Consider the following 23,775-nt stretch of genomic DNA (forward strand, 5'->3'; position numbering starts at 1 on the left):
GCTACATGAGCAAGGCGGCGGAAATCAGTATGTTATGGACTGTGTGCGTGGTGAGCGTCGCGGTGAACGCCACCGATTTCGAGTGGCGCCTGAACTGGTAATAAATCAGCCCAAACGCCAGTCCTAAAAACAGCATCCTGGCCACACGCGCCGCGGATGGCAAATGCATCAGCGCGAAGACGAGCGTGCTGGCGCCAATCGCCAGCCACTTTTTCTGGCCAAACCGAAAAATAACCGCCTCCACCACCGCCATCTGGGACAGCAAGGTCTCCAGCGCCGGCCCGATGAAGATGGCGCCGACAATATAGACGGCCAACTCGCCGCCGCTGGGCGGCGGCTCAGATGCGACAAAAGGCTTCAAATAATCGAGCCCTGCATCGATGGCCGTCAGACCAAGGGCCGTGAGCACGCCGAACGCGCATCCGTACAATACCGCAGTGATTTTTGTCATCAAGATGGCGAGGCAACATGGATTTGTATCAATGCATTGGAGCACATTCGGCAATATAACAAAAGCTCCGTCGTCCAAAAGGAGCCGTCGTGCGACACCTCTGCCTGCTGGCCGCCAGCCTGTACCTGCCGATCGCCGGCGCGGCGCCGGTGATTTTTGATTGCCCTCGCGTGATCGACATCGAGCAGACCTCCCGCACTGTCGACCAGACTTGGCAACTGGTGGTCGACAGCGAACTGCCGCCGGCATCGCTGGCGACCATCGCGGTCTACACCCAGCATCCCAGCGACGGCGGAAACCTCGTCGCCGACCATATCGAAAAATTCGACCAGAGCCAGGTCACCACCTGGCGCCTGCCGCCCGACTCGGCGCCGTACTGGATGGCCTGCGTCTACACGCAATCACGCATCCTGCTGGCCAAGCCGATCCCGGCCGACGCCACGCAGTGCCGCCTGACCGAATCGCTGCGCACGCAACAGCCCAGCGGCGTGATCGCCTTCCTCTGCGAATGACGCCGGTCACATCGCGCCACCCTGCACGCTGGCGGCCAGCGCATTCATTGCGGCCATCTCGGCATCGGTCAGCCTGATGGCGGCCGCCGCCAGGTTTTCAGCAAGACGGCTGCGACGGCGCGTGCCGGGAATCGGCACCACGCGCACCTCCAGCCGGGCCGCCTGCGTAGAGAGCCAGGCCAGCGCCATCTGCGCCGCAGTAACGCTGCGCGCGGCGGCAAGACGCTCGACCTGCCCGGCCAGCCGCAAATTGGCGGCGCGATTCTCCGGCTGAAAGCGCGGAAAGTGATTGCGCGCGTCATCCGCTCCCAGCTCGCCGGCAAAGGCCTTGCCGGTCAACAGCCCTCGGCCCAGCGGCGCAAAAGGCACGATGACAGTGCCGCCCTCCCTCGCCGCATCCAGCACACCGTCTTCAATCCCCCGGCTGAAGACCGACCACTCCGACTGCAAGGCGCTGATCGGATGCACCGCCTGCGCCGCGCGCAACTCTTCGGCGCTCACCTCGCACAAGCCCAGCGACTTCACCTTGCCCGCCTTGACCAGATCCGCCATCGCGCCAACCGCATCCTCGACCGGCACATCCGGCTGGCGGCGGTGCATGTAATACAGATCGATAACCTCCACGCCGAGCCGCCGCAACGATCGCTCCACCGCCTCACGGATGTACGCAGGCCGGTTGTCCAGGCTCCAGTCATCCGGATTGCCAGCCGCGCGCGCGTAGCCGAACTTGGTGGCGATCACCACCCGCTCGCGGTGCGCGCGCACAAACGGCGCCAGAAACGTCTCGTTGGCGCCCAGGCCGTACATATCGGCCGTATCGAACATGCGCACGCCGCCGACCAGCGCCATCTCCAGCGTGGCGCGCGCTTCGGCCATATTGGTGTCGCCGTAAAACTCGCTCATGCCCATGCATCCCAGGCCCTGCACTCCCCAATCGATCTCACTCATGGACTTCTCCTTGAAAGTCCATGTTATAACTGCGGAGTTAAGTCCATAGTCAAGGGTTTCCATGCTGATCTCCGAATTTGCCCGCGCCGCCGGCATGTCGGTCGACACCGTCCGCTTCTACATCGACAAAGGCCTGCTCAAGCCCACGCGCAGCGCCAAGGGCGGCTCGCGGCCGTACCAGATGTTCAACCACACCGACCTGACCACCGCGCGCATGATCCGCCTGCAGCAATCGCTAGGCTACTCGCTGGCGGAAATCGCCGCGCTGAACAAGGAATACCGCAGCGGCGCCAGCTCCACGGCGCGCACCGCCGCCGTGCTGCGCAAGCAGATCGCCAGGCTGGACGACAAGAAGCAAAGCATCGACGCCGCCCTCGCCTTCCTGCGCGCCAAGCTACAATGGGTGGAGGATGGCAAGCCCAACGATGCGCCCCACCTTGAAGATTATTACTGCTAGAAGTTTGTGACCATGTTAAGAAAGCAAAAAACCCTGCCGCCGCGCGTGCTGGCGGAGGAAACGCCGGAACAGGCCGCCGCCAACAAGCTGGCGCGCGAACAGCGTGATGCGCAGGTGCGGGGCGTCAGCTCGGTGCAGGCCATGCGCGACGCCATTCGCGAGGCTTCGCGCCGCCTGCCGGCCATCACCGAAGTGCCGCGCGTCGCCAGGCTGACGCCCGCAGATTTCCGCGCCCGCGCCGCCGAGGGCCTGCCGTTCCTGATCGAAGGGATCGTCGGCCGCTGGCCATTGGCGAAGGAAGCGCAGGACATCCTGCGCGAACGCCACGGCCACATGGCGGTACGTGCCCGCGTCGGCGATTACATCAACACCGCGTTCGCAGCGGACCGCGCGATGCAGGACATGTCGATGCGCGAATACCTGGAACTGGCCGACCGCACCGAGGGCCTGCCGCCCTACCTCGGCAACCTGGAGCTGCGCGAGTTGAACAGCATGTGTCACTGGCCCACCTATTTCGACAAGATGGGACCGCCCCGCTTCTGGATCGGCCCGGCCGGCACGGTGACGCCGCTGCATTGCGACTATGACGACAATGTGTTCGCGCAGATCTGGGGCAGCAAGCGCATCTTTCTGTCGCCGGCCCACCATGATGCATTCCTGTATCCGAAGGAAGCCAACGCCATCCTGTTCGGCTCGCCGTTCGATCCGGAGGCGCCGGACTACGAACAGTTTCCGCTGGCGCGCCAGGCAAACATGATCGAGGTCATCGTCAAGCCGGGCGACATGCTGTATGTGCCGGCCGGCTGGTATCACCAGGTGCGTGCACTGACGTTCTCGCTGTCGTCCAACCGCTGGGCGCGGGCGGTGCCGCTGGCCTTGCAAGGCGACCCGTCCATTCTGCCCGGACGGTCGCCTGCATCACTTCTTTAGCGCGTCGATCAGTTCCCTGACGTCGGCCAGCAGCGCCTCGCTGCATCCCCGGCTGGAGGCGAAATGGCGGTTGCCCAGCGTGACCACCTGCGTGCGCGCATCGACCCACAAGTCCCCGCTTTCGCTCTGCACGGTCAGCGCGGCGTGCGCGGTGCCGGTATAACGCTGCTCACGGCAGATGCTGTGGATAACGATATCCCAGCCCAGGTATTCGGAAGTGAAGATCGCGTCCAAAGGCGTCCCCCGGCCACTATGGCTGCGGTTCGGTGACGAACTGCTCGACCTGGTCGAGCACCGGCGCCAGCCAGTGCATCGGCCCGGCGAGCGTGGCGACCAGCGTTGTGTGACGCACCTTGTCGTAATAGCGTTCCTGCACCGGCACCTGCTGCGCACGCAGCGCGGCCGCCAGCTTGCCGGTGTTGCGCGCCGGATCGACCAGGTCGTCCTTGCGCGCCGCGATCAGCAAGGCCGCCGGCGCCGCCGCGCTGACGTGGTTGATCGGCTGCGAGGCGGGCGGCGTATTCGGGAAGTGGAACACCGGCCTGGTGGTCGGATTTTCGATCGGCAGGAAATCATACGGACCGGCCAGCCCGATCCAGCCGCGCAGGTCGGCCGGCGACAGCCCCTGCGCCGCCAGCCAGCGGCCGTCGAGCGCGATCATGGCGGCGTTGTAGGCGCCGGCGCTGTGGCCCATCACGTACAGCCGGCCCGGATCGCCGCCGTAGTGGCGCGCCTCACGCTTGGCCCACGCCACCGCCTGCGCCGCGTCATTCAGGAAATCGGGATAGCTCACTTCGGGATACAGCCGGTAATCGGCAATCACGGCGACGATGCCGCGCGAGGCCAACGCGCGGCCGACAAAGGCATAATCGGCCCGCTCGCCAGCCACCCAGTTGCCGCCGTAGAAGAACACCACCACCGGCGCCTGCCCGTGGGCGTCGCGCGGCCGGTAGACATCCAGCTTGCGGCGCGGACCGTCGCCATAGGCCAGGTCCGCCGTGCGTTCGGCGCCGCCGGCCGGCGTCAGCGCGTTCAGCACCGTCAGCGGCGAACAGGCGGCCAGCGCCAGCAGCAAGAGTGGTAAGCCTACAGCCAGCAGGAGGGTTGGTCGTGTCATGCCACCCACTCTAGCCCGCCTGCGCGGCGCGCACCGTGCGCCACAGCACAGCCAAAAAAAACGCCGGCTGGGCCGGCGCGGGAGGCATTACAGCTTGATGAAGTGCTCGCGGTAGTATTTCAGCTCTTCGATCGACTCGACGATGTCGGCCAGCGCGGTGTGCATCTGGGCCTTCTTGAAGCCGCTGACCATTTCCGGTTTCCAGCGCTTGCCCAGCTCTTTCAGCGTCGACACGTCGATGTTCCGGTAGTGGAAGTACGCTTCCAGCTTCGGCATGTAGCGCACCATGAAGCGGCGGTCCTGGCCGATGGTGTTGCCGCACATTGGCGCTTTACCCTTCGGCACCCACAGCTTCATGAACTTGATCAGCTCTTCCTCGGCCTGCGCCTCGGTCACGGTCGACGCCTTGACGCGGTCGATCAGGCCCGAGCGGCCGTGCGTGCCCTTGTTCCAGTTGTCCATCTTGTCCAGCGTCTCGTCCGACTGGTGGATGGCGAACACCGGGCCTTCGGCCAGCACGTTCAGGTGCATGTCGGTGACCACGATCGCCACTTCGATGATGCGGTCGGTGTCCGGCTCCAGGCCGGTCATTTCCATATCGACCCACACCAGGTTGAATTCGTTCTGGCGCGGCGCGGCGGGAACTGCGGAACCTTCTGGCAAATCAGTAGCTTGTGACATAATTCTCTTCTCTTGGCTAAATTAATCCGAATCCGCCATTTTCTCACAGGCATAGAATGTATTCACTCGCGTTTTCGATTTTGTTCGTATCTTTCATCATTTTGACGCTGCTGGTCCGTTTTTGGCTGGCGTCGCGTCAACTCCGTCATGTGCTGGCGCACCGCAGTGCCGTGCCGGCGGAGTTTGCCGAAAAGATACCACTGGCCGCGCACCAGAAAGCCGCCGATTACACCATCGCGCGCACCCAGTACGGCCTGCTGACGCTGCTGGTGAACACGGCCGTGCTGGTCGGCTTCACGCTGCTGGGCGGCCTGCAATGGCTGTCGCTGCAGATCTTCCAGGTCACCGGTCCCGGCATGACCTACCAGCTGGCGCTGCTGGCGGCGTTCGCCGTCATCTCCGGCGTCATCGACCTGCCGTTCGATTATTACAAGCAGTTCAGCCTGGAGCAACGTTTCGGTTTTAACAAGATGAGCAAGGGCCTGTTCTTCGGCGACATGATCAAGGGCGCCCTGCTGGGCGCGGCCATCGGCCTGCCGCTGGCCTGGGTGGTGCTGACCTTGATGAACCAGACCGGCAACCTGTGGTGGCTGTACACCTGGGTGGTGTGGAGCGGCTTCCAGCTGCTGATGATGGTGCTGTTCCCGACCGTGATCGCGCCGCTGTTCAACAAATTCACGCCGCTGGAAGACCAGTCGCTGAAAGCCCGTATCGAAGGCCTGATGCAGCGCGTCGGCTTCGCCTCCAAGGGCCTGTTCGTGATGGACGGCTCCAAGCGCAGCGCCCACGGCAACGCCTACTTCTCCGGCTTTGGCGCCAACAAGCGCATCGTCTTCTTCGATACGCTGCTGGCGCGCCTGCAGCCACAGGAAATCGAGGCGGTGCTGGCGCACGAGCTGGGCCACTTCAAGCTCAAGCACATCATCAAGCGCATCGGCATGATGTTCGCCATTTCGCTGGGCTTCCTGGCCCTGCTCGGCTACCTGAAGACCCAGCCATGGTTCTACGACGGCCTGGGCGTCAATCCGCTGGTGCTGCCGGGCCAGGGCAACGACGCCATGGCGCTGCTGCTGTTCATGCTGGTGCTGCCGGTGTTCACCTTCCTGTTCAATCCGCTGACCTCGCTCGGCTCGCGCAAGCACGAATTCGAGGCGGACGCCTTCGCCGCCCGGCATACCGACGCGCGCGATCTGGTGTCGGCGCTGGTCAAGATGTACGAGGACAATGCCTCGACCCTGACGCCCGATCCGCTGCATTCGGCCTTTTACGATTCGCACCCGCCGGCCAGCGTGCGCATCCGCCAACTGACGCTGGCGGCCTCATGATCGCCACCCGCGCCGACCTGCTGGCCGCCCGCTGCCGTCCGCGCAAGGACGCGCTGGACGCCGGCGAGGCCGCGCGCCTGCTGGCGCTGTTGCCGGACTGGGCGGTCGACAACGGCCGCCTGGTGCGCAGTTTCACGTTCAAGAATTATCATCGCACCATGGCCTTCGTCAACGCCCTGGCATACGTAAGCCACAATGAAGACCACCACCCCGAAATGACCGTCACTTACAACACCTGCGTCGTCCGCTACGACACCCATTCCGCCCACGGCCTGACCGACAACGACTTCATCTGCGCCGCCAAGGCGGACGCGCTGTACCAGCAAGCGGCGGTGGCGGCATGAGCGGCGCGGCGGAACAGCGCAGCGCGGTCATCATCGCCGCCCACGGCCGCCACTACCTGGCGGAGTCGGACGGCGTCAAGCTGCAATGCGTCACGCGCGGCAAGAAGACCAATGTGGCGGTGGGCGACTTCGTGCGCATCACCATGACCTCGCCCGACCAGGGCGTGATCGACAAGATCGAGGAACGCAAGACGCTGCTGTACCGCTCGGACCAGTACAAGTCCAAGCTGCTGGCGGCCAACCTGACGCAGCTGTTCATCGTGGTCGCCACCGAGCCGGGCTTCACCGACGACCTGGTGTCGCGTTCGCTGGTGGCGGCCGAAGCGGCCGGCATCAAGGCCCACCTGATCCTCAACAAGACCGACGTGGCCGCCGCCCTGCCGCGCGCGCGCGAACGGGTGCAGCTGTACGCCAGCCTGGGCTATCCGGTGCATGAAGTGTCGGCCACGGCCGAGCCGGAACACGCGGTCGCCACCTTGCGGCCGCTGCTGGCGGGCCAGTCGTCGATTCTGATCGGCCAGTCGGGCATGGGCAAATCGTCGCTGATCAACCTGCTGGTGCCGGACGCCGACATCGCCGTGCGCGAAATCTCGGCCGCGCTCGACACCGGCAAGCACACCACCACCTTCACCCGGCTGTACACGCTGCCGGACCTGGGACCGGAATCGTCGATCATCGATTCGCCGGGCTTCCAGGAGTTCGGCCTCTACCATCTGACCGAGGGCATGCTGGAGCGCGCCTTTGTAGAATTCGAACCGTACCTGGGCCACTGCAAGTTCTACAACTGCCGCCACCTGATCGAGCCGCAATGCGCGATACTGGCCGCTGTGGAAGAAGGCAAGATCGCCAGGATGCGCCATACCCTGTACGGACAGCTCTTGCACGAATCGTCACAGACACTGTATTAAAAGCAAGGCATTTGTGCCTATAATGCCTAAGAGCAAGTCTCCTGGGGAATGTGATGGACATGTTTGCGCTGGACGACGCGTTAGCCGAGTGGGAGGCCGCCCTGCCCTCCCTGCGCGGCGCTGCGCGTTTGCCCTTGCTGCTGCCGCTGGCCTGGCATCTGCGCCAGCGCGACACCGGCCGCGCGCTGCAAATGGCGGACGAGGCCGAAGCGCTGCTGCCGGCCGCCGCCCTCTCGCCTGACGAAACCGGCGTCATCGCGGCGCGCCTGCACCTGGTGCGGGCGGAAGCCTCCTGGCTGTCCGGCCAGCTGCAGGCCGCCGACGCGCTGGCGCTGCAGGCGGGCGAACGCTGCGCCGCCCTCCACCACCATCCCGGCCGCGCCGACGCCCACTGGCTGCGCGCCTGGATCGCCATCGACAGCGGCGACCACGCGCGCGCCGAACAGGAACTGGAACAGATGGCGGCGGCCGCGCGCGACGCCGGCGACCGCCGCCGCTGCGCCATCGCCGACGCCGTCAACGCCCGCTGGGCCGTGCTGCGCGACCTGAGCAGCGCACAACAGCGCTGGGCGCAGCGCTTCACGGCCGAGGAAGAGGAACTGCCCGGCGTCGCCAGCTGGATCTACGATTACTACGGCCTGGCCGCCAGCCAGGCCAGCGATTTCGGCGCCGCCGCCGGCCACTACCTGCACTGCTACGAAGCGGCGCTGGAAACCGGCCAGATGCGCATGGCGATCACCGCTGCCATCAACATCGGCCTCGACTTCACCACCCTCAACGACCACCACGCGGCGCTGGAGTGGATGGAAACGGCGCTCGACCTGGCGCGCCCCACCGGCTGGCCGCGCAGCATCGGCGCCTGCCTGACGCACACCGCCGACACCATGCGCCGCCTGGGCCGGCTGGACGCCACCGCCGAACTGCTGCGGGAGGCGGTGCGCATCCTGGCGCCGCTGTCCGGCGCGCGCAGCTACGCCACCGCGCTGCAATACCTGGGCGACCTGTCGCTGGACCAGGGCGAATACCCGGCCGCGCTGGACGCCTTCCGCAAGCTCGAAGCGCGCGGCGACGCGCTCGGGCACGCCGACTTCCAGAGCATCGCCCGGCGCGGCCAGGCGCACGCGCTGTGCTTCCTCGACCGGCCGCAGGAAGCCATGGCCGCCGCCGGGCGCGCGGCCGAACTGGCGCAGGCGCAGGCCGACCGCTACAACCACGTCGCCGCGCTGCGCGTGATCTCGCTGATCCACCTGCGCCACCAGTTGCCGGCGCCGGCCGGCATGACCGAGCCGAACGCCACGCTGCACTTCCTGCACCAGGCGCTGGCGGCGGCCGGCCATATCAACGGCTACACGCTGCCGGCCGACCTGCACGACGCGCTGGCGCGCGAGTACGCCCACATCGGCGACTACCGCAAGGCCTATGAGGCGGCGCAGGAGGCGGCCAGCGCGCGCGAGAAAACCCACAGCCAGGACGCCACCAACCGCGCCATCGCCATGCAGGTGCAGCACCAGACCGAGAACACGCGCGCCGAAGGCTTCCACCACCGCGAGCTAGCGGCGTCCGAAGCGCGCCGCATCGACCTGCTGCAACAGACCCAGGCCACGCTGGAGCGCCTGTCGGCGATCGGCCAGGAGATCACCACCCACCTCGACGCCGGCGCCGTGTTCCAGGCGCTGGACCGCCACGTGCAGGCGCTGCTGCCGGCCAATTCGCTGGCGATCTATATGTGCGACCCGGGCTGCGACACCATCAGCCGCGTGTTCGGCATCGAGAACGGCCAGCCGCTGGCCAGCAACACCATCGAGATCGACAACCCGCGCGCCAACGCCGCCCGCAGCCTGCGCGAGCGCACCGAAATCTACGTCGCCGACGCCGGCCCGGACGACATTTTCCTCGCTCCCGGCACGCAGCTGATGGCCAGCGCGCTGTACGTGCCGTTGCTGGTGGGGGAACGCATTCTCGGCGTGATGACGGTGCAGAGCACCCGCGCCAACGCCTACGGCGAACGCGAACGCCTGATCTTCCGCACGCTGTGCGCCTACGGCGCCATCGCCCTGGACAACGCCGAAGCCTACCGCCAGCTGAAGGATGCGCAGACGCAGCTGGTGTCGCAGGAGAAGCTGGCGGCGCTGGGCGCGCTGATGGCCGGCGTGGCGCACGAGCTGAATACGCCGATCGGCAACAGCCTGCTGATCGCCAGCACGCTGTTGCAAAAAACCGAGGAGCTGGAACAGCAGATGAACGGCTCCGGCCTGAAACGCTCGTCGCTGGCCACCTACCTGGAAGACGCGCGCAAGGCGCACGAACTGGTGATGCGCGGCCTGACCAGCGCCGCCAACCTGGTCAACAGCTTCAAGCAGGTGGCGGTGGACCGCACCACCGAGCAACGGCGCGAATTCAACCTGTGGCAGGTGTCGCAGGAAGTGATCGCCACCATGATGAACCGCATCCGCGCCGCCAACCACCGCATCGAGCTGGAAATGCCGGACACGATTGTGCTCGACAGCTATCCCGGCCCCTACGGCCAGGTGATCGCCAACTTCATCAACAACGCCCTGCTGCACGCGTTTGCGCGCGAAGGCAGCGGCAGCATGTGGCTGCGCGCCCACGCGCCGGTGGACGGCCGGGTGCAGGTGACGTTCCGCGACAACGGCAGCGGCATCGCGCCGGAACACATGTCGCGCATCTTCGATCCCTTCTTCACCACCAAGCTGGGACAGGGCGGCAGCGGCCTGGGACTGTCGATCAGCTACAACATTGTCACATCGCTCATGGGCGGCCTGATCACCGTCCACAGCTCGCGCGAAGGCACCACCTTCACCCTCGATCTCCCGCTGACGGCGCCGGAGAACAAGCTGCCCTCCACCACCCACATCTATCATTGAGCGCCATTCCCGCTAAGTGCCTGTATAGACAGGATAATCTGCGGTAATTAGCCCTACTCGCCGAATTGCCTTTATAATTGTTCGGCTAAGCCATAGCCATCTGTTAGTTGTCAGCTAGTTGTCATTATGCCTACCCAAAAACCGATCAAGCATTACCTGCAGTTTTCCGACCTCACGCTGGAAGAGTATGAGTACGTCATCGAACGCGCGCACCTCATCAAGCGCAAGTTCAAGAACTACGAGATCTACCACCCGCTGATCGACCGCACGCTGGTCATGGTCTTCGAAAAGAATTCGACCCGCACCCGCCTCTCGTTCGAGGCCGGCATGCACCAGCTGGGTGGCGCCGCCATCTACCTGAACACGCGCGACTCCCAGCTGGGCCGCGGCGAGCCGGTGGAAGACGCCGGCCAGGTCATGAGCCGCATGTGCGACATCATCATGGTGCGCACCTTCGGCCAGGACATCATCGAGCGTTTCGCCGCCCATTCGCGCGTGCCGGTGATTAATGGCCTGACCAACGAACACCACCCGTGCCAGGTGTTTGCCGACATCTTCACCTACTACGAGCATCGCGGCTCGATCACCGGCAAGACGGTGGCCTGGGTCGGTGACGCCAACAACATGCTGTACTCGTGGCTGCAGGCGGCCGAAGTCTTCGGCTTCCATGTCAACGTGTCGACGCCGAAGGGCTACGACATGGACATGTCGCTGGTCTCGACCGACCGCTTCACCTTCTTCGACAATCCGTCCGACGCCTGCGAAGGCGCGCACCTGGTCAACACCGACGTCTGGACCAGCATGGGCTACGAAGAGGAAAACGCCGCCCGCCTGAAAGCCTTCGACGGCTGGATCGTCGACAGCGCCAAGATGGCGCGCGCCGCACCGGATGCGCTGTTCATGCACTGCCTGCCCGCCCACCGCGGCGAGGAAGTTTCGGCCGACGTCATCGACGGCCCGCAGTCGGTGGTCTGGGACGAGGCGGAAAACCGCCTGCACATCCAGAAGGCATTGATCGAGTACCTGCTGCTCGGTCGCATCGATACACAATAAATTCAACACACACTTTGGAACTAGCATGAGCGACATTAAAAAAGTAGTCCTCGCCTACTCGGGCGGCCTCGATACCTCCGTCATTCTGAAATGGCTGCAGGATAACTACCAATGCGAAATCGTCACCTTCACCGCCGACCTGGGCCAGGGTGAAGAGCTGGAGCCGGCGCGCGCCAAGGCGCTCAAGTTCGGCATCAAGCCGGAGAACATCTACATCGACGACGTGCGTGAAGAATTCGTGCGCGACTTCGTGTTCCCGATGTTCCGCGCCAACACCGTGTACGAAGGCGAATACCTGCTGGGCACCTCGATCGCGCGTCCGCTGATCGCCAAGCGCCTGATCGAGATCGCCAACGAGACCGGCGCCGACGCCATCTCGCACGGCGCCACCGGCAAGGGCAACGACCAGGTGCGCTTCGAGCTGGGCGCCTACGCGCTGAAGCCGGGCGTCAAAGTGATCGCGCCATGGCGCGAATGGGACCTGCTGTCGCGCGAAAAGCTGCTGAAGTACGCGGAAGACGCCGGCATCGCCATCGACATGAAACACAAGAACGGCGGCGCGCCGTACTCGATGGACGCCAACCTGCTGCACATCTCCTTCGAAGGCCGCCACCTGGAAAACCCGAGCGCCGAAGCCGAGGAATCGATGTGGCGCTGGACCGTCAGCCCTGAACAGGCGCCGAACGAAGCCGAGTACCTGGACATCGAATACGAAAAAGGCGACATCGTCGCCCTGAACGGCGTGCGCATGTCGCCGGCCACCGTGCTGACCGAACTGAATCGCCTGGGCGGCAAGCATGGCATCGGCCGTCTGGATCTGGTGGAAAACCGCTACGTCGGCATGAAGTCGCGCGGCTGCTACGAAACCCCGGGCGGCGCGATCATGCTGAAGGCGCACCGCGCCATCGAATCGATCACGCTGGACCGCGAAGTGGCGCACCTGAAGGACGACCTGATGCCGCGCTACGCCTCGATGATCTACAACGGCTACTGGTGGGCGCCGGAGCGCGTCGCGCTGCAAACCCTGATCGACCACACGCAAGCCACGGTGAACGGCTGGGTGCGCGTCAAGCTGTACAAGGGCAATGTGATCGTGGTGTCGCGCGATTCGAAGACCGACTCCCTGTTTGATATGAACATCGCCACCTTCGACGAAGACGGCGGCGCCTACAACCAGGCCGACGCCGGCGGCTTCATCAAGCTGAACGCGCTGCGCATGCGCATCGCCGCCAACGCACGCCTGAAGCGCGGTCAATAAGACCTGCTTTCACCGCGTGATAGAAATGGCCGCTCGCTGAGCGGCCATTTTTTTGATACATTGGCTCAACGTCCTGATTGGGAGTGGTGCCACATGTTCAAGAACCTGAGTATCAAGAAAAAACTCGCGACAGGATTCGGCGCCATCGTCGCCATCATCGTCATCCTGCTGACGATGGCCTACACCAATTTCACCAAGCTCTCCACCGCCAGCACCTGGGACCTGCACACCATGCAGGTACTGCTCGAAGCCGGGCAGATTGAAACCTCGCTGGTCCAGATCCAGACCTCGACCCGCGGCTTCATGCTGACCGGCGAAGAAAGCACCACCGCGCCGATCAGCGGCGAGGAAGACGCCGTGCACCGGCATCTGGACGAGATCACGCGCCTGACCGCCGACAACCCCAGCCAGCAGGAACGCCTGCGGCGGCTCGGCCCCATGATGCAAAACTGGATCGACAAGGTGATCCACCCGCTGCTGGAAAAACGCCGCGCGCTGAACAAGCAGGTCGGCGTGTCGCAGCAGGTGGCGACATCGGCCGACGTGCTGAATGGCGCCAGGACCATCGCCGACGTGCGCCAGCTGCTGCGCGAGATCAGCGACGAAGAAAAGCGGCTGCTGGCGCTGCGCACCAAGAACTCCGCCGATCTGTCGGAATCGATGATGCTGCTGCTGATCCTGGGCGGCAGCGTGTGCACGGTGCTGGCCCTGATCATCGGCGCGCTGCTGCTGCAGGCGCTCGGCGGCCCAATCGGCCGGCTGGCGGCGGTGGTCGACCGCATCGCCCACGGCGACCAGGGCGCGCGCGTGGAAGTGGAATCGCGCGATGAACTGGGCCAGGTGTCGATCGCCTTCAACCAGATGGCGCAATCGATCCAGGACAGCCTGGAGAAGGAACAGGCGGCCACCAACCTGCTCAAGTCCAAGGTCGATTCGCTGCTGGGCGTGGTGTCCAAGGCCGCGCAGGGCGACATGACCGGCAAGATCGAGGTGACCGGCAGCGACGCCATCGGCCAGCTGGCCGATGGGCTGGACCGCATGTTCGACAACCTGCGTGGGCTGATCAACGACGTGCAGAAGGCCGGCATCCAGGTCACCACCTCGGCCACCGAAATCGCCGCCTCGGCCAAGCAGCAGGAAGCGACCGGCGTCGAACAGGCGCAGACCAGCGTCGAAATCCTCAGCACCACCAAGGAGATCTCGGCCAACATCACGGAGCTGGTGCGCACCATGGAGGAAGCCACCTCGGTGGCCGACTACACCACCCACGCCACCGCCGACGCCCAGAACAACCTGAAACGCATGGACGGCACCATGCAGACCATGGTCACCGCCACCGACTCGATCAACGCCAAACTGGCGGCGTTGTCCGAAAAAGCTAGCAACATCAACAGCGTTCTGATTACAATCACCAAAGTGGCCGACCAGACCAACATCTTGTCGCTGAATGCCGCCATCGAGGCCGAAAAGGCCGGCGAGGCGGGACGCGGTTTCTCCGTCGTCGCCACGGAAATCCGCAGGCTGGCAGACCAAACCTCCGTCTCCACCTGGGACATCGAACAGATGCTCAAGGAAATGCAGTCCGCCGTCTCCGCCAGCGTGATGGGCATGGACAAATTCTCCGAAGAGATCCGCCGCAGCGTCGGCGAAGTGCGCCAGGTGACCAATCAACTGTCCGGCGTGATGGACCAGGTTCAAAAACTGGCGCCGCAGTTCGACCAGGTATTACAGGGCATGCAGTCCCAAGCCATCGGCGCTGCCCAGATCAACGAAACCATGATGCAGTTGAACGAGGCCACCCAGCAAACCGTGGAATCGCTTAAATCGACCAGCGAAGCGGTCCACCAGTTGCAGTATGCGGCCGGCGGATTGCAGACCAGCGTCGCCACCTTCTCGGTGGCGGCCTGATTTCACAAATACGGCCGGTGTGGGACAATGCCGCTAGCAATCTGGTACCCGCCTGCCCTGGAGAAAAAATGTTTAAAGACTTGAGCATCAAGAAGAAGCTATACCTCAGTTTCAGCGCCATCCTGGCCATCATTCTGGTGTTGCTGTCCATCGCCTACAGCCGCTTCAGCAGCCTGTCGGAAGCCAATGCGTGGGACCGGCACACGATGGACGTGATCCAGGCCATCGACGTGCTGCGCAACGACCTGCTGCAAGTCCAGGTGGAGGCGCGCGGCTACTACCTGACCGGTTCCGAACAGCGTCTGGAGCGCACCCGCAAGGAGATGAACGACCTGCCGGAATCCATCGCCGAACTGCAGAAGCTCACCGCCGACAACCCGGTCCAAGTCAACCGCTTCAGGAAGCTGGAAGAAATGATCAAGGTCTGGAGCGGTGAAGTCATCACCTCCCAGTTGAAGATGCGCCAGGAAATGGGCGACAAGCCCGGCGCCGCCGACGCCATGGGCCGCACGCCGCAACTGGCCAGCGCCACCAGCTCCGGCATCGCCGCGATCTACAAATTCATGGACGACGCGGCGGCCGAAGAGAAGCGCCTGCTGGTCGAGCGCTCGCGCGCTTCCGAGCAGTTGCAGGAATCGATGCGCATGATCCTCACCGGCGGCGGCGTGGTGTGCGTGGTGCTGTCGCTGGGCGTCGCCTGGCTGCTGGTGCGCGCCCTGCTGTCGCCATTGAACAACCTGACGCAGGCCGTCAACCGCATCGCCGCCGGCGACCAGTCGGCACGCGCCGAAGTGCTGTCGGCCGATGAACTGGGCGAAGTGTCGACGGAATTCAACCGCATGGCGCAATCGATCCAGGACAGCCAGGCCAACGAGCTGGCCGCCACCAACCTGCTCAAGTCCAAGGTCGACTCGCTGCTGGGCGTGGTGAGCAAGGCCGCCTCCGGCGACCTGACCGGCAAAATCGAGGTGCATGGCGACGACGCCATCGGCAAGCTGGCCAATGGCTTGGACCGCATGTTCGAAAACCTGCGCGCGCTGCTGAACAACGTGCAGAAGGCCGGCATCCAGGTCACCACCTCGGCCACCGAAATCGCCGCCTCGGCCAAGCAGCAGGAAGCCACCGGCATCGAGCAGGCGCAGACCAGCGTCGAGATCCTCAGCACCACCAAGGAAATCTCCGCCAACACCTCGCAGCTGCTGAAGACCATGGAGGAAGCCACCTCGGTGGCCGACTACACCACCAGCGCCACCGCCGACGCCCAGAACAACCTGCGCCGCATGGACGGCACCATGCAGCACATGGTGGCGGCCACCGACTCGATCAACGCCAAGCTGGCGGCGCTGTCGGAGAAAGCCTCCAACATCAACAGCGTGCTGATCACCATCACCAAGGTGGCCGACCAGACCAACATCCTGTCGCTGAACGCCGCCATCGAGGCCGAAAAGGCCGGCGAAGCGGGCCGCGGCTTCTCCGTGGTGGCGACCGAAATCCGCCGCCTGGCCGACCAGACTTCGGTATCCACCTGGGACATCGAGCAGATGCTGAAGGAGATGCAGTCGGCGGTATCGGCCAGCGTCATGGGCATGGACAAATTCTCCGAAGAGATCCGCCGCAGCGTGGGCGAAGTGCGCCAGGTCACCGACCAGTTGTCCGGCGTGATGGACCAGGTGCAGAAACTGGCGCCGCAGTTCGACGTGGTGCTGCAAGGGATGCAGTCGCAGGCGGTCGGTGCGGAGCAGATCACCGCCACCATGATGCAGCTGAACGACGCCACCCAGCAGACGGTGGAATCGCTGAAGGCCACCAGCGAAGCGGTGCACCAGTTGCAGTACGCGGCGGGCGACCTGCAGACCAGCGTCGCCAACTTCGCGGTCGCGGTGTAAGCGGAGTACCGGATGAAACTCCTCGTCTTCCACATCGGCGCCGACCGTTACGGCCTGCGCCTGCGCGATGTGGTGCGCGTGCTGCCGCTGCTGGAACTCAAACAGCTGCCGCTGGCGCCGGACGCCGTGGCCGGCCTGATGGACCTGCACGGCGCCTCGGTGCCGGTGATCGACTTGTGCCGCGCCAGCGGCCTGCCCAGCGGTGAAGACCATTTCGACACCCGCATCATCGTCGCCGACTACGTGACGCCGGAAGGCGCGCACCACCAGCTCGGCCTGCGTGCCGAGCGCGTGCTGGGCGTGCAGGACGTGCGCGACGACCAGCTGGTCGACAGCGGCGTGCGCGCCGCCCCTTTCCTCGGCCAGGTGGCCAGCGACAGCCAGGGCATGCTGCAACTGGTGGAACTGGAACAGCTGCTGCCGGCCGAGCTGCGCGCGCTGCTGTTCCAATCGGCGGACAGCGCGCCATGACCACGCCCGCACAAGCTTTGCTGCGCGCCGCCACCGGCCTGAATCTGTCCAAGTCGGTGGTCGACCGCGCCATCAAGAACCGCATGGAGCAAACCGCCGTCGCCGACGCCGACGCCTACCTCCAGCAGATGACGCCGGAGGAAATGACGGCGCTGGTGGAGCTGGTGGTGGTGCCCGAGTCCTGGTTCTACCGCGATCCGCAAGCCTTTCAGGCGATGACCGATTTCGTGCGCACGCGCCTGGCCGCAGACAGCGGACGGCTGCTGCGCATCCTGTCGATTCCGTGCGCCGGCGGCGAAGAGCCCTACACCATGGCGATGGTGCTGACCGACGCCGGCATCCCGCCGCAGAACTTCATCATCGACGCCTTCGACATCAGCCCCACCTGCGTGGCGCGCGCCAAGAGCGGCATCTATGGCCGCAACGCCTTCCGCGCGCAGGACCTGGCGTTCCGCGACGTGCACTTCACCAGCGCCGGCGATGGCGACTATCGCGTCAACGATGCGATCCGCAAGCAGGTGCGCTTCAAGCAGGGCAACCTGCTGGAGTTCGACCTGAGCACGCGCACCGGTTACTACGACGTGGTGTTCTGCCGCAATCTGCTGATCTACTTCGACAAGCCGACCACCAAGGCCGCCATCGCCAAGCTGCGCGCGCTGCTGGCCGACGACGGCCAGCTGTTTGCCGGCTACGCCGAAGTGCCGTCTTTCTGCCAGCACGGCTTCACGCCGCTGTCGTACAACCAGGCCTTCGGGCTGCTGAAGGACAGTGCGGTGCAGAAGCCCAAGCCGGTGCACGCGCCGCGCGTCGCCATCAAACCGCCGCCACCGCGCGCCGCGCGCAGCATCGCTTCGCCGCCGTCGCCGTCAACCTGCTGGCCGAGGCGCGCCGGCTGGCCGACCTGGGCGACGTCAAGGCCGCCGAGAAGAAATGCCGCGATCATCTGGCCCAGCATCCGGAGTCGGCGGAAGCGTATTTCATCCTCGGCCTGCTGAATGAACTGACCAACAAGCCCAAGATGGCGGAAGACTACTGGAAGCGCTGCATCTACCTGCAACCCGACCACTACGAAGCCCTGTGCCACCTGGCCCTGCTGGCCGAAGCCAACGACGACGCCAGCGGCGCCGCCGCGCTCAAGGCCCGCGCCGCCCGCATCTACAAACGCCAGCAAGCATCCTGAAGGCGCTAATCCATGAGCACACTCACCTCCCCCACCGCCGTTGCCGGCATCCAGGACTGCTGGAACGTCATCGGCGTGAACGGCGACCAGAGCTGCGAAAAGCTTCAGCAGTACGTCCATTGCCGCAACTGCGACGTCTACGCCAGCGCCGCCCAGCAGAACCTGCAGCGCGTTGTCGGCGACGATTACAAGAAGGACTGGGCCGCCCACTTCCGCCAGGCCGCCAGCAAGGACCAGCAGCTGGACACGTCCTGCCTGGTGTTCCGTATCGGCCTTGAATGGCTGTCGCTGCCGACCCGCATGTTCGTGGCGGTGGCGCCGATCGCCAAGCCGCACCGGTTGCCGCACCGCAGTTCGCTGGGCCTGGGCGGCATCGTCAACGTCGGCGGCACGCTGTATCCGTGCATGTCGCTGGCCGACCTGCTGGGTATCGACGACAGCGAAGGCGAAGCGGCCACCAACCGCCACACCTTCGCGCGGCTGCTGCTGACGCAATGGGAAGACCAGGCCTACGCGCTGCCGGTGGCCGACCTGCACGGCATCCTGCGCTACGCCAGCAGCACGGTGCAGGCGCCGGCCGCCACCATCAACAAAGGCCTGTCGCGCTTTTTGTCCGGCGTGATATCCCATGACGACATGCGCATCGGCGTGCTCGATGAAGCGCTGATCGGCTACCAACTTGCGAGAACCCTGCGATGAGCGTGGATAACAACGGAGACCTGAGCCAGTTCTCCATGCTGGACCTGTTCCGCATGGAGGCCGACAGCCAGACCCAGATCCTGACCGACGGCCTGCTGGCCATGGAGCGCCTGAAGGACGACGCCAGCGCGGTCGAATCGATGATGCGCGCGGCGCACTCGATCAAGGGCGCCGCCGCCATTGTCGGCCTGGAAGTGGTGGTGCAGCTGGCGCACGGCATGGAGGACGCCTTCATCGGCGCGCAGAACGGCAAGCTGGCATTGACGCCCAACCGCGTCGACGTGCTGCTGGCCGGCGTCGACCTGATCCTGCAACTGTCGCGCCTCCAGGATGCGGAAGTGGATGCGTGGCTGGGCGCCAACGGTGAGCAGATCAAGCGCACCATGGACTCGATCAACACCATCGCCTTCCTGCCGGAGCCGATCGACTTCTCGCCGCCGGCCGTCGTTCCCGCGCAGGCGGGAACCCATAGCGCGCCGGACAACACACAAAGCATGGATTCCCGCCTGCGCGGGAATGACGCGCCAATGTCGGCGCCGGCAGCCGACGACGCCCACGAGCGCCGCACCGTGGCGCCGATGAAGAACGCGCAGAACTTCGACAAGCTGCTGTCGCTGGCCAGCGAATCACGCATCAACGCGCACCAGATGCATCCGTTCATCCAGAACATGCAGCGCTTCAAGCGCAACCAGAGCAGCCTGTTCTCGCTGATCGAACAGCTGCACGAGGCCATCTCCAACAGCAGCGACGCCAGCCTCAAGGAAAAATCGCTGCTGGCGCTGCAAAAGACCCATCCGCTCAAGCAGTTCGTACTGGAGCACATCGCCGACATCGAAGCTTATGAGCGCCGCCTGCTGGCCGTCTCGCAAGGCATGGTGGACGAAGTGCTGACCATGCGCATGCGCCCCTTCCGCGACGGCGTGCAGCACTTCCCGCGCATGGTGCGCGACCTGTCGCGCAACCTGGGCAAGGACGTGCAGCTGGAGATCATCGGCGAAGACACGCTGGTCGACCGCGACATCCTGGCCAAGATCGAAAGCCCGCTGAACCACATGCTGCGCAACGCCATCGACCACGGCATGGACCCGGCGGCCGAGCGCATCGCCGTCGGCAAGCCCGGCGCCGGCACCATCACGCTGGAAGCCAAGCACCGCGCCGGTATGTTGAGCATCGAGATCAGCGACGACGGCAAGGGCGTCGACCTGGAGAAGATCCGCGCCCGCGTCATCGAACGCAAGATGGCGCCGGCGCAGATGGCGGCGTCGATGTCGCCGGCGGAGCTGATGGAGTTCCTGTTCCTGCCCGCCTTCAGCCTGAAGGAAAACATCACCGAGATTTCCGGGCGCGGCGTCGGCCTGGACATCGTTCACGAAACCATCCGCTCGCAGAACGGCACCGTGCGCATCGAATCGGAACTGGGCGTCGGCTTCCGCACCTACATCACGCTGCCGCTGACGCAGTCGATCGTGCGCGCGCTGGTGGTGGACGTCAAGGGCGAGGCCTACGCCGTGCCGATCGTGCAGGTGGAACGCGTGCTGAAGGTGGCGCAGACGGCCATCCACACGCTGGAAAGCAAGCAGTTCTTCGACTTCGGCGGCGAGCATCTGGGCCTGGTTTCGGCCTCGCAGGTGCTGGAGCTGGGCGACACCGACGCCAGCGGCGCCGAACTGTCGGTGGTGGTGATTGGCGCCGGCGCGCGCCGCTACGCGCTGGTGGTCGACGCCATCCGCGGCGAGCAAAGCCTGGCGGTGCAGGCGATCGATCCGATCTTCGGCAAGATGCGCGACATCTCGTCGGCCGCCCTGCTCGACAACGGCGAGCCGGTGCTGATCCTCGACGTGCCGGACCTGCTGCTGTCGATCGACAAACTGCTGCACGAGGGCGGGCTGCACCAGCTGGCCAAGTCCGACGCGGCCGAGCGCCGCAAGACCAAGCGCATCCTGGTGGTGGACGATTCGCTCACCGTGCGCGAAATGGAGCGCAAGCTGCTGCAAAGCCGCGGCTTCCTGGTCGATATCGCCATCGACGGCATCGACGGCTGGAACGTGGTGCGCAGCGGCGAGTACGACCTGGTGATCACCGACGTCGACATGCCGCGCATGGATGGTATCGAACTGGTAACATTAATTAAGAAAGATTTACACCTGCATAAACTGCCTGTCATGATAGTGTCTTATAAAGATCGGCCGGAAGACCGCGCACGCGGCCTGTCGGCCGGCGCCGACTACTATCTGACCAAGGGCAGCTTCCACGACGAGACGCTGCTCGACGCCGTCAGCGACCTGATTGGAGACGCCCGCAGATGAAAATAGCCATCGCCAACGATGTCGCCATGGCAGCCGAAGCGCTGCGGCGCGTGGTCGCCAGCACCGCCGAACACCAGGTGCTGTGGATCGCCCGCACCGGCGCCGAGGCGGTGCGCATGTGCGCCGAGAGCCGTCCGGACCTGATCCTGATGGACCTGAACATGCCGGAACTCGATGGCGTGGAAGCCACGCGCCAGATCATGGAGCACAGCCCGTGCGCCATCCTGGTGGTGACCGGCCGGCCGCAGGACAACGTCAACCAGGTGTTCCGCGCGCTGGGCGCCGGCGCGCTGGACGTGACGGCCACGCCGGTGCTGCAAGGCCAGCCGGGCGGCGATGCCGAGCTGCTGGCCAAGATCCGCACCATGGACAAGCTGATACGCCACAGCGGCGGCAACCAGGCCATGCTGCCGCGCACGGCGGCGGCCAACGGCAACGGCGGCGACGCCGCCAGCGCCGAAAAGGTCACCGCGCTGGTGGCGATCGGCGCCTCGACCGGCGGTCCGGTGGCGGTGTCCAAGCTGCTGGCCGGCTGGAAGGCGCCGCGCGGCTGCGCCATCGTGGTGGTGCAGCACATCGACCAGCATTTCGCCGACAACTTCGCGCGCTGGCTCGGCGAACAGCTGGAAATGCCGGTGCGCTCCGCCGAGGAAGGCGACGAACTAGTGGCCGGCACCATCCTCATCGCCAAGAGCAACGACCACCTGACGCTGGATCAAAACCTGCGCTTGCGTTACGATGCCCACCCGAAGGATTACGCCTACCGTCCGTCGGTGGACGTGTTCTTCCACTGCGTGGCCCAACACTGGAAAGGCGAGGCGATTGGTGTACTATTGACCGGCATGGGCCGCGATGGCGCCGAAGGCCTGCTGGCGATGCGCCGCGCCGGCCAGACCACCATCGCCCAGGACCAGGCCAGCAGCGCGGTGTACGGCATGCCGCGCGCGGCGGCGGAACTGGATGCGGCGCAGATGATTTTACCGCTGGCGAAGATCGGACCGGTCTTGCGCGGCACACTCGGTGGTCGCACGTAGTTAATACAGTTAACAAACTTAAGAGAATCCCGATGTCCGAAGCACAAGTAATCGCAACAGATCAAGAACCGGTCCTGACTACCTTCAAAGTGCGCGTGCTGTTGGTCGACGACCAGCTGATCATCGTTGAAGCCGTGCGGCGCATGCTGAGCGACCAGCCGGATATCGAATTCCATTACGTGACCGACGCCACCAAGTCGCTGGAGACGGCGCTGCAGCTGCAGCCGACCGTGATCCTGCAGGACCTGGTGATGCCGTCCATCGACGGCTTCGGCCAGATCGCCCAGTACCGCGCCGAAGAAGGCCTGCGCCACGTGCCGGTGATCGTGCTGTCGGCGAAGGAAGATCCGAAACTGAAGGCGCACAGCTTTGGCACCGGCGCCAACGACTACATGGTCAAGCTGCCGGACAAGCTGGAACTGCTGGCGCGCGTGCGCTACCACTCCGGCGCCCATATCAGCCGCCTGCAACGCGACCAGGCCTTCCGCTTTCTGCGCGAGAGCCAGAAGCAGCTGGCCGACGCCAACATCGAACTGCAAAAGCTGGCCGCCCTCGACGGCCTGACCGGCATCGCCAACCGCCGCCGCTTCGACGAGACCATGCGCATCGAATGGCAGCGCGGCCAGCGCGACAAGAAGCCGCTGACGCTGCTGATGTGCGACGTCGACTTCTTCAAACTGTATAACGACAGCTTCGGCCACCTGGCGGGCGATTTGTGCCTGAAGAAGGTGGCGGCTGTCTTGACTGAACACCTGAAGCGACCGGCCGACCTGGCCGCGCGCTACGGCGGCGAGGAGTTTGCGATTATCCTGCCGGAGACACCACTGACTGGGGCGCTGATCGTGGCCGAGTCGTGCCGCCGCCACCTGGAGCAGCTCGCGATCGAGAATCCGCAGGCGACCACCGAGATGTCGTGCGTGACCATGTCGGTCGGCGTGGCCAGCGTGGTGCCGTCGGCTTCGACAACCGTCGAGGACCTGGTCCAGCAAGCCGACCGGGCCCTGTACGCCGCCAAGCACGGCGGCCGCAACCGCGTGGTAAGCGCGGAAGACCTGCCCGGTCTTACACCATCGAACTAAGGAAAGACCGCAGCATGAGTGCTCAAATCGATCAAGTCAGCGTCGTCAAGAAATCCAACATCTACTTCGACGGCAAGTGCGTGTCGCACACCGTCATCCTGGCCGACGGCAGCAAGAAGACCGTCGGCGTCATCTTCCCATCCAGCCTGACCTTCAACACCGGCGCGCCGGAAATCATGGAAATCGTCGGCGGCGTGTGCAAGGTGCGACTGGCCGGCGCCAGCGACTGGAACACCTACGGCGCGGGCCAGGAATTCAACGTGGCAGGCAACACCAGCTTCGATATCGAGACGGTGGAAACCCTCGATTACGTTTGCCACTTCGGCTAAACAGCGACTACACT

General features: G+C 64.8%; 24 protein-coding genes. 19 read left to right on the plus strand and 5 right to left on the minus strand.

The window, feature by feature from the left end:
• Position 1 precedes the first annotated feature (1 nt).
• Complete coding sequence (locus GJ695_RS29680; RefSeq protein WP_166455292.1) at positions 2–451, minus strand: CPBP family glutamic-type intramembrane protease; 450 nt, start codon at positions 449–451, stop codon at positions 2–4.
• 89 nt (positions 452–540) lie between these two features.
• Here GJ695_RS29680 and GJ695_RS20775 point away from each other — a divergent pair, with 89 nt between their 5' ends.
• Entirely contained in the window at positions 541–963 is a 423-nt protein-coding gene (locus GJ695_RS20775; protein ID WP_166455291.1) for an STY0301 family protein, read from the plus strand.
• A gap of 6 nt (positions 964–969) precedes the next feature.
• Here GJ695_RS20775 and GJ695_RS20780 read toward each other — a convergent pair whose 3' ends face one another.
• The gene (locus GJ695_RS20780; RefSeq protein ID WP_154368083.1) at positions 970–1,911 is read right to left on the minus strand and encodes an aldo/keto reductase; all 942 of its coding nucleotides are present in this window, start codon (positions 1,909–1,911) and stop codon (positions 970–972) included.
• Between the two features lie 61 nt (positions 1,912–1,972).
• Between GJ695_RS20780 and GJ695_RS20785 the strand changes: the two genes are divergently transcribed.
• Both GJ695_RS20785 and GJ695_RS20790 read left to right on the plus strand, forming a co-directional pair.
• Positions 1,973–2,368 (plus strand): MerR family transcriptional regulator, encoded by a 396-nt coding sequence (locus GJ695_RS20785; RefSeq protein WP_154368085.1) that lies wholly within the window; start codon positions 1,973–1,975, stop codon positions 2,366–2,368.
• A gap of 12 nt (positions 2,369–2,380) precedes the next feature.
• Positions 2,381–3,298, plus strand: coding sequence for a cupin-like domain-containing protein (locus tag GJ695_RS20790; protein ID WP_154368086.1), 918 nt, complete (start codon positions 2,381–2,383; stop codon positions 3,296–3,298).
• Here the strand turns inward: GJ695_RS20790 and GJ695_RS20795 are convergent.
• The 3 genes from GJ695_RS20795 to orn all read right to left on the minus strand — a co-directional run bounded on the left by GJ695_RS20795 (position 3,287) and on the right by orn (position 5,096).
• Complete coding sequence (locus GJ695_RS20795; protein ID WP_154368088.1) at positions 3,287–3,532, minus strand: hypothetical protein; 246 nt, start codon at positions 3,530–3,532, stop codon at positions 3,287–3,289. The genes GJ695_RS20790 and GJ695_RS20795 overlap by 12 nt on opposite strands.
• A gap of 16 nt (positions 3,533–3,548) precedes the next feature.
• A complete protein-coding gene (locus GJ695_RS20800; RefSeq protein ID WP_154368090.1) occupies positions 3,549–4,415 on the minus strand; it encodes an alpha/beta hydrolase in 867 nt (288 codons plus the stop codon).
• Positions 4,416–4,502: 87 nt separating this feature from the next.
• Positions 4,503–5,096, minus strand: coding sequence for an oligoribonuclease (gene orn / locus GJ695_RS20805; protein WP_208023443.1), 594 nt, complete (start codon positions 5,094–5,096; stop codon positions 4,503–4,505).
• A 56-nt stretch (positions 5,097–5,152) separates the two neighbouring features.
• On the opposite strand from orn, the gene GJ695_RS20810 reads away from it, so the two are divergent.
• From GJ695_RS20810 to ppnP, 16 genes are all read left to right on the plus strand, one after another.
• On the plus strand, positions 5,153–6,421 hold the full coding sequence (locus GJ695_RS20810; RefSeq protein WP_154368092.1) for a M48 family metallopeptidase: 1,269 nt from the start codon (positions 5,153–5,155) through the stop codon (positions 6,419–6,421).
• Positions 6,418–6,765, plus strand: a complete 348-nt coding sequence (locus tag GJ695_RS20815; protein ID WP_154368094.1) for a 4a-hydroxytetrahydrobiopterin dehydratase — start codon at positions 6,418–6,420, stop codon at positions 6,763–6,765. The genes GJ695_RS20810 and GJ695_RS20815 overlap by 4 nt, the downstream gene beginning before the upstream one ends.
• Positions 6,762–7,673, plus strand: a complete 912-nt coding sequence (gene rsgA / locus GJ695_RS20820) for a ribosome small subunit-dependent GTPase A (RefSeq protein WP_154368095.1) — start codon at positions 6,762–6,764, stop codon at positions 7,671–7,673. The genes GJ695_RS20815 and rsgA overlap by 4 nt, the downstream gene beginning before the upstream one ends.
• A gap of 53 nt (positions 7,674–7,726) precedes the next feature.
• Complete coding sequence (locus GJ695_RS20825) at positions 7,727–10,558, plus strand: ATP-binding protein (RefSeq protein WP_154368097.1); 2,832 nt, start codon at positions 7,727–7,729, stop codon at positions 10,556–10,558.
• Between the two features lie 126 nt (positions 10,559–10,684).
• Positions 10,685–11,611 carry an ornithine carbamoyltransferase gene (gene argF / locus GJ695_RS20830; protein WP_154368099.1) on the plus strand — a complete coding sequence of 309 codons (927 nt, stop codon included), beginning with the start codon at positions 10,685–10,687 and terminating at the stop codon, positions 11,609–11,611.
• A 25-nt stretch (positions 11,612–11,636) separates the two neighbouring features.
• The gene (locus GJ695_RS20835) at positions 11,637–12,869 is read left to right on the plus strand and encodes an argininosuccinate synthase (protein ID WP_154368101.1); all 1,233 of its coding nucleotides are present in this window, start codon (positions 11,637–11,639) and stop codon (positions 12,867–12,869) included.
• A gap of 93 nt (positions 12,870–12,962) precedes the next feature.
• Positions 12,963–14,777: a methyl-accepting chemotaxis protein gene (locus GJ695_RS20840; RefSeq protein ID WP_154368103.1), complete on the plus strand. Its 1,815-nt coding sequence runs from the start codon at positions 12,963–12,965 to the stop codon at positions 14,775–14,777.
• A gap of 68 nt (positions 14,778–14,845) precedes the next feature.
• Positions 14,846–16,663, plus strand: coding sequence for a methyl-accepting chemotaxis protein (locus tag GJ695_RS20845; protein WP_154368105.1), 1,818 nt, complete (start codon positions 14,846–14,848; stop codon positions 16,661–16,663).
• Between the two features lie 12 nt (positions 16,664–16,675).
• Positions 16,676–17,134, plus strand: a complete 459-nt coding sequence (locus GJ695_RS20850; RefSeq protein ID WP_154368107.1) for a chemotaxis protein CheW — start codon at positions 16,676–16,678, stop codon at positions 17,132–17,134.
• Complete coding sequence (locus tag GJ695_RS20855) at positions 17,131–18,129, plus strand: CheR family methyltransferase (RefSeq protein ID WP_229261297.1); 999 nt, start codon at positions 17,131–17,133, stop codon at positions 18,127–18,129. The genes GJ695_RS20850 and GJ695_RS20855 overlap by 4 nt, the downstream gene beginning before the upstream one ends.
• A 23-nt stretch (positions 18,130–18,152) precedes the next feature.
• A complete protein-coding gene (locus tag GJ695_RS30230) occupies positions 18,153–18,314 on the plus strand; it encodes a hypothetical protein (protein WP_229261298.1) in 162 nt (53 codons plus the stop codon).
• A 12-nt stretch (positions 18,315–18,326) separates the two neighbouring features.
• On the plus strand, positions 18,327–19,013 hold the full coding sequence (locus GJ695_RS20860; RefSeq protein ID WP_154368109.1) for a chemotaxis protein CheW: 687 nt from the start codon (positions 18,327–18,329) through the stop codon (positions 19,011–19,013).
• Positions 19,010–21,319: a hybrid sensor histidine kinase/response regulator gene (locus tag GJ695_RS20865; RefSeq protein WP_154368112.1), complete on the plus strand. Its 2,310-nt coding sequence runs from the start codon at positions 19,010–19,012 to the stop codon at positions 21,317–21,319. Before GJ695_RS20860 ends, GJ695_RS20865 begins: the two co-directional genes overlap by 4 nt.
• Positions 21,316–22,353, plus strand: coding sequence for a chemotaxis-specific protein-glutamate methyltransferase CheB (gene cheB, locus GJ695_RS20870; protein WP_154361472.1), 1,038 nt, complete (start codon positions 21,316–21,318; stop codon positions 22,351–22,353). Before GJ695_RS20865 ends, cheB begins: the two co-directional genes overlap by 4 nt.
• 32 nt (positions 22,354–22,385) lie before the next feature.
• Positions 22,386–23,432, plus strand: coding sequence for a diguanylate cyclase (locus GJ695_RS20875; RefSeq protein WP_154368114.1), 1,047 nt, complete (start codon positions 22,386–22,388; stop codon positions 23,430–23,432).
• Between the two features lie 14 nt (positions 23,433–23,446).
• The gene (gene ppnP / locus GJ695_RS20880; RefSeq protein ID WP_154368116.1) at positions 23,447–23,761 is read left to right on the plus strand and encodes a pyrimidine/purine nucleoside phosphorylase; all 315 of its coding nucleotides are present in this window, start codon (positions 23,447–23,449) and stop codon (positions 23,759–23,761) included.
• Positions 23,762–23,775: the final 14 nt, after the last annotated feature.

The sequence above is a fragment of the Duganella alba genome, from assembly GCF_009674495.1.
GTDB classification, from domain to species: Bacteria; Pseudomonadota; Gammaproteobacteria; order Burkholderiales; family Burkholderiaceae_D; genus Rugamonas; species Rugamonas alba.

What these genes read in the sequence shown, in the direction of transcription:
- GJ695_RS29680 (WP_166455292.1), bottom strand. Translation starts at nt 451, where the DNA reads ATGACAAAAATCACTGCGGTATTGTACGGATGCGCGTTCGGCGTGCTC.
- GJ695_RS20780 (WP_154368083.1), bottom strand. Translation starts at nt 1,911, where the DNA reads ATGAGTGAGATCGATTGGGGAGTGCAGGGCCTGGGATGCATGGGCATG.
- GJ695_RS20785 (WP_154368085.1), top strand. Translation starts at nt 1,973, where the DNA reads ATGCTGATCTCCGAATTTGCCCGCGCCGCCGGCATGTCGGTCGACACC.
- GJ695_RS20790 (WP_154368086.1), top strand. Translation starts at nt 2,381, where the DNA reads ATGTTAAGAAAGCAAAAAACCCTGCCGCCGCGCGTGCTGGCGGAGGAA.
- GJ695_RS20800 (WP_154368090.1), bottom strand. Translation starts at nt 4,415, where the DNA reads ATGACACGACCAACCCTCCTGCTGGCTGTAGGCTTACCACTCTTGCTG.
- orn (WP_208023443.1), bottom strand. Translation starts at nt 5,096, where the DNA reads ATGTCACAAGCTACTGATTTGCCAGAAGGTTCCGCAGTTCCCGCCGCG.
- GJ695_RS20810 (WP_154368092.1), top strand. Translation starts at nt 5,153, where the DNA reads ATGTATTCACTCGCGTTTTCGATTTTGTTCGTATCTTTCATCATTTTG.
- GJ695_RS20815 (WP_154368094.1), top strand. Translation starts at nt 6,418, where the DNA reads ATGATCGCCACCCGCGCCGACCTGCTGGCCGCCCGCTGCCGTCCGCGC.
- rsgA (WP_154368095.1), top strand. Translation starts at nt 6,762, where the DNA reads ATGAGCGGCGCGGCGGAACAGCGCAGCGCGGTCATCATCGCCGCCCAC.
- GJ695_RS20825 (WP_154368097.1), top strand. Translation starts at nt 7,727, where the DNA reads ATGGACATGTTTGCGCTGGACGACGCGTTAGCCGAGTGGGAGGCCGCC.
- argF (WP_154368099.1), top strand. Translation starts at nt 10,685, where the DNA reads ATGCCTACCCAAAAACCGATCAAGCATTACCTGCAGTTTTCCGACCTC.
- GJ695_RS20835 (WP_154368101.1), top strand. Translation starts at nt 11,637, where the DNA reads ATGAGCGACATTAAAAAAGTAGTCCTCGCCTACTCGGGCGGCCTCGAT.
- GJ695_RS20840 (WP_154368103.1), top strand. Translation starts at nt 12,963, where the DNA reads ATGTTCAAGAACCTGAGTATCAAGAAAAAACTCGCGACAGGATTCGGC.
- GJ695_RS20845 (WP_154368105.1), top strand. Translation starts at nt 14,846, where the DNA reads ATGTTTAAAGACTTGAGCATCAAGAAGAAGCTATACCTCAGTTTCAGC.
- GJ695_RS20850 (WP_154368107.1), top strand. Translation starts at nt 16,676, where the DNA reads ATGAAACTCCTCGTCTTCCACATCGGCGCCGACCGTTACGGCCTGCGC.
- GJ695_RS20855 (WP_229261297.1), top strand. Translation starts at nt 17,131, where the DNA reads ATGACCACGCCCGCACAAGCTTTGCTGCGCGCCGCCACCGGCCTGAAT.
- GJ695_RS30230 (WP_229261298.1), top strand. Translation starts at nt 18,153, where the DNA reads ATGGCGGAAGACTACTGGAAGCGCTGCATCTACCTGCAACCCGACCAC.
- GJ695_RS20860 (WP_154368109.1), top strand. Translation starts at nt 18,327, where the DNA reads ATGAGCACACTCACCTCCCCCACCGCCGTTGCCGGCATCCAGGACTGC.
- GJ695_RS20865 (WP_154368112.1), top strand. Translation starts at nt 19,010, where the DNA reads ATGAGCGTGGATAACAACGGAGACCTGAGCCAGTTCTCCATGCTGGAC.
- cheB (WP_154361472.1), top strand. Translation starts at nt 21,316, where the DNA reads ATGAAAATAGCCATCGCCAACGATGTCGCCATGGCAGCCGAAGCGCTG.
- GJ695_RS20875 (WP_154368114.1), top strand. Translation starts at nt 22,386, where the DNA reads ATGTCCGAAGCACAAGTAATCGCAACAGATCAAGAACCGGTCCTGACT.
- ppnP (WP_154368116.1), top strand. Translation starts at nt 23,447, where the DNA reads ATGAGTGCTCAAATCGATCAAGTCAGCGTCGTCAAGAAATCCAACATC.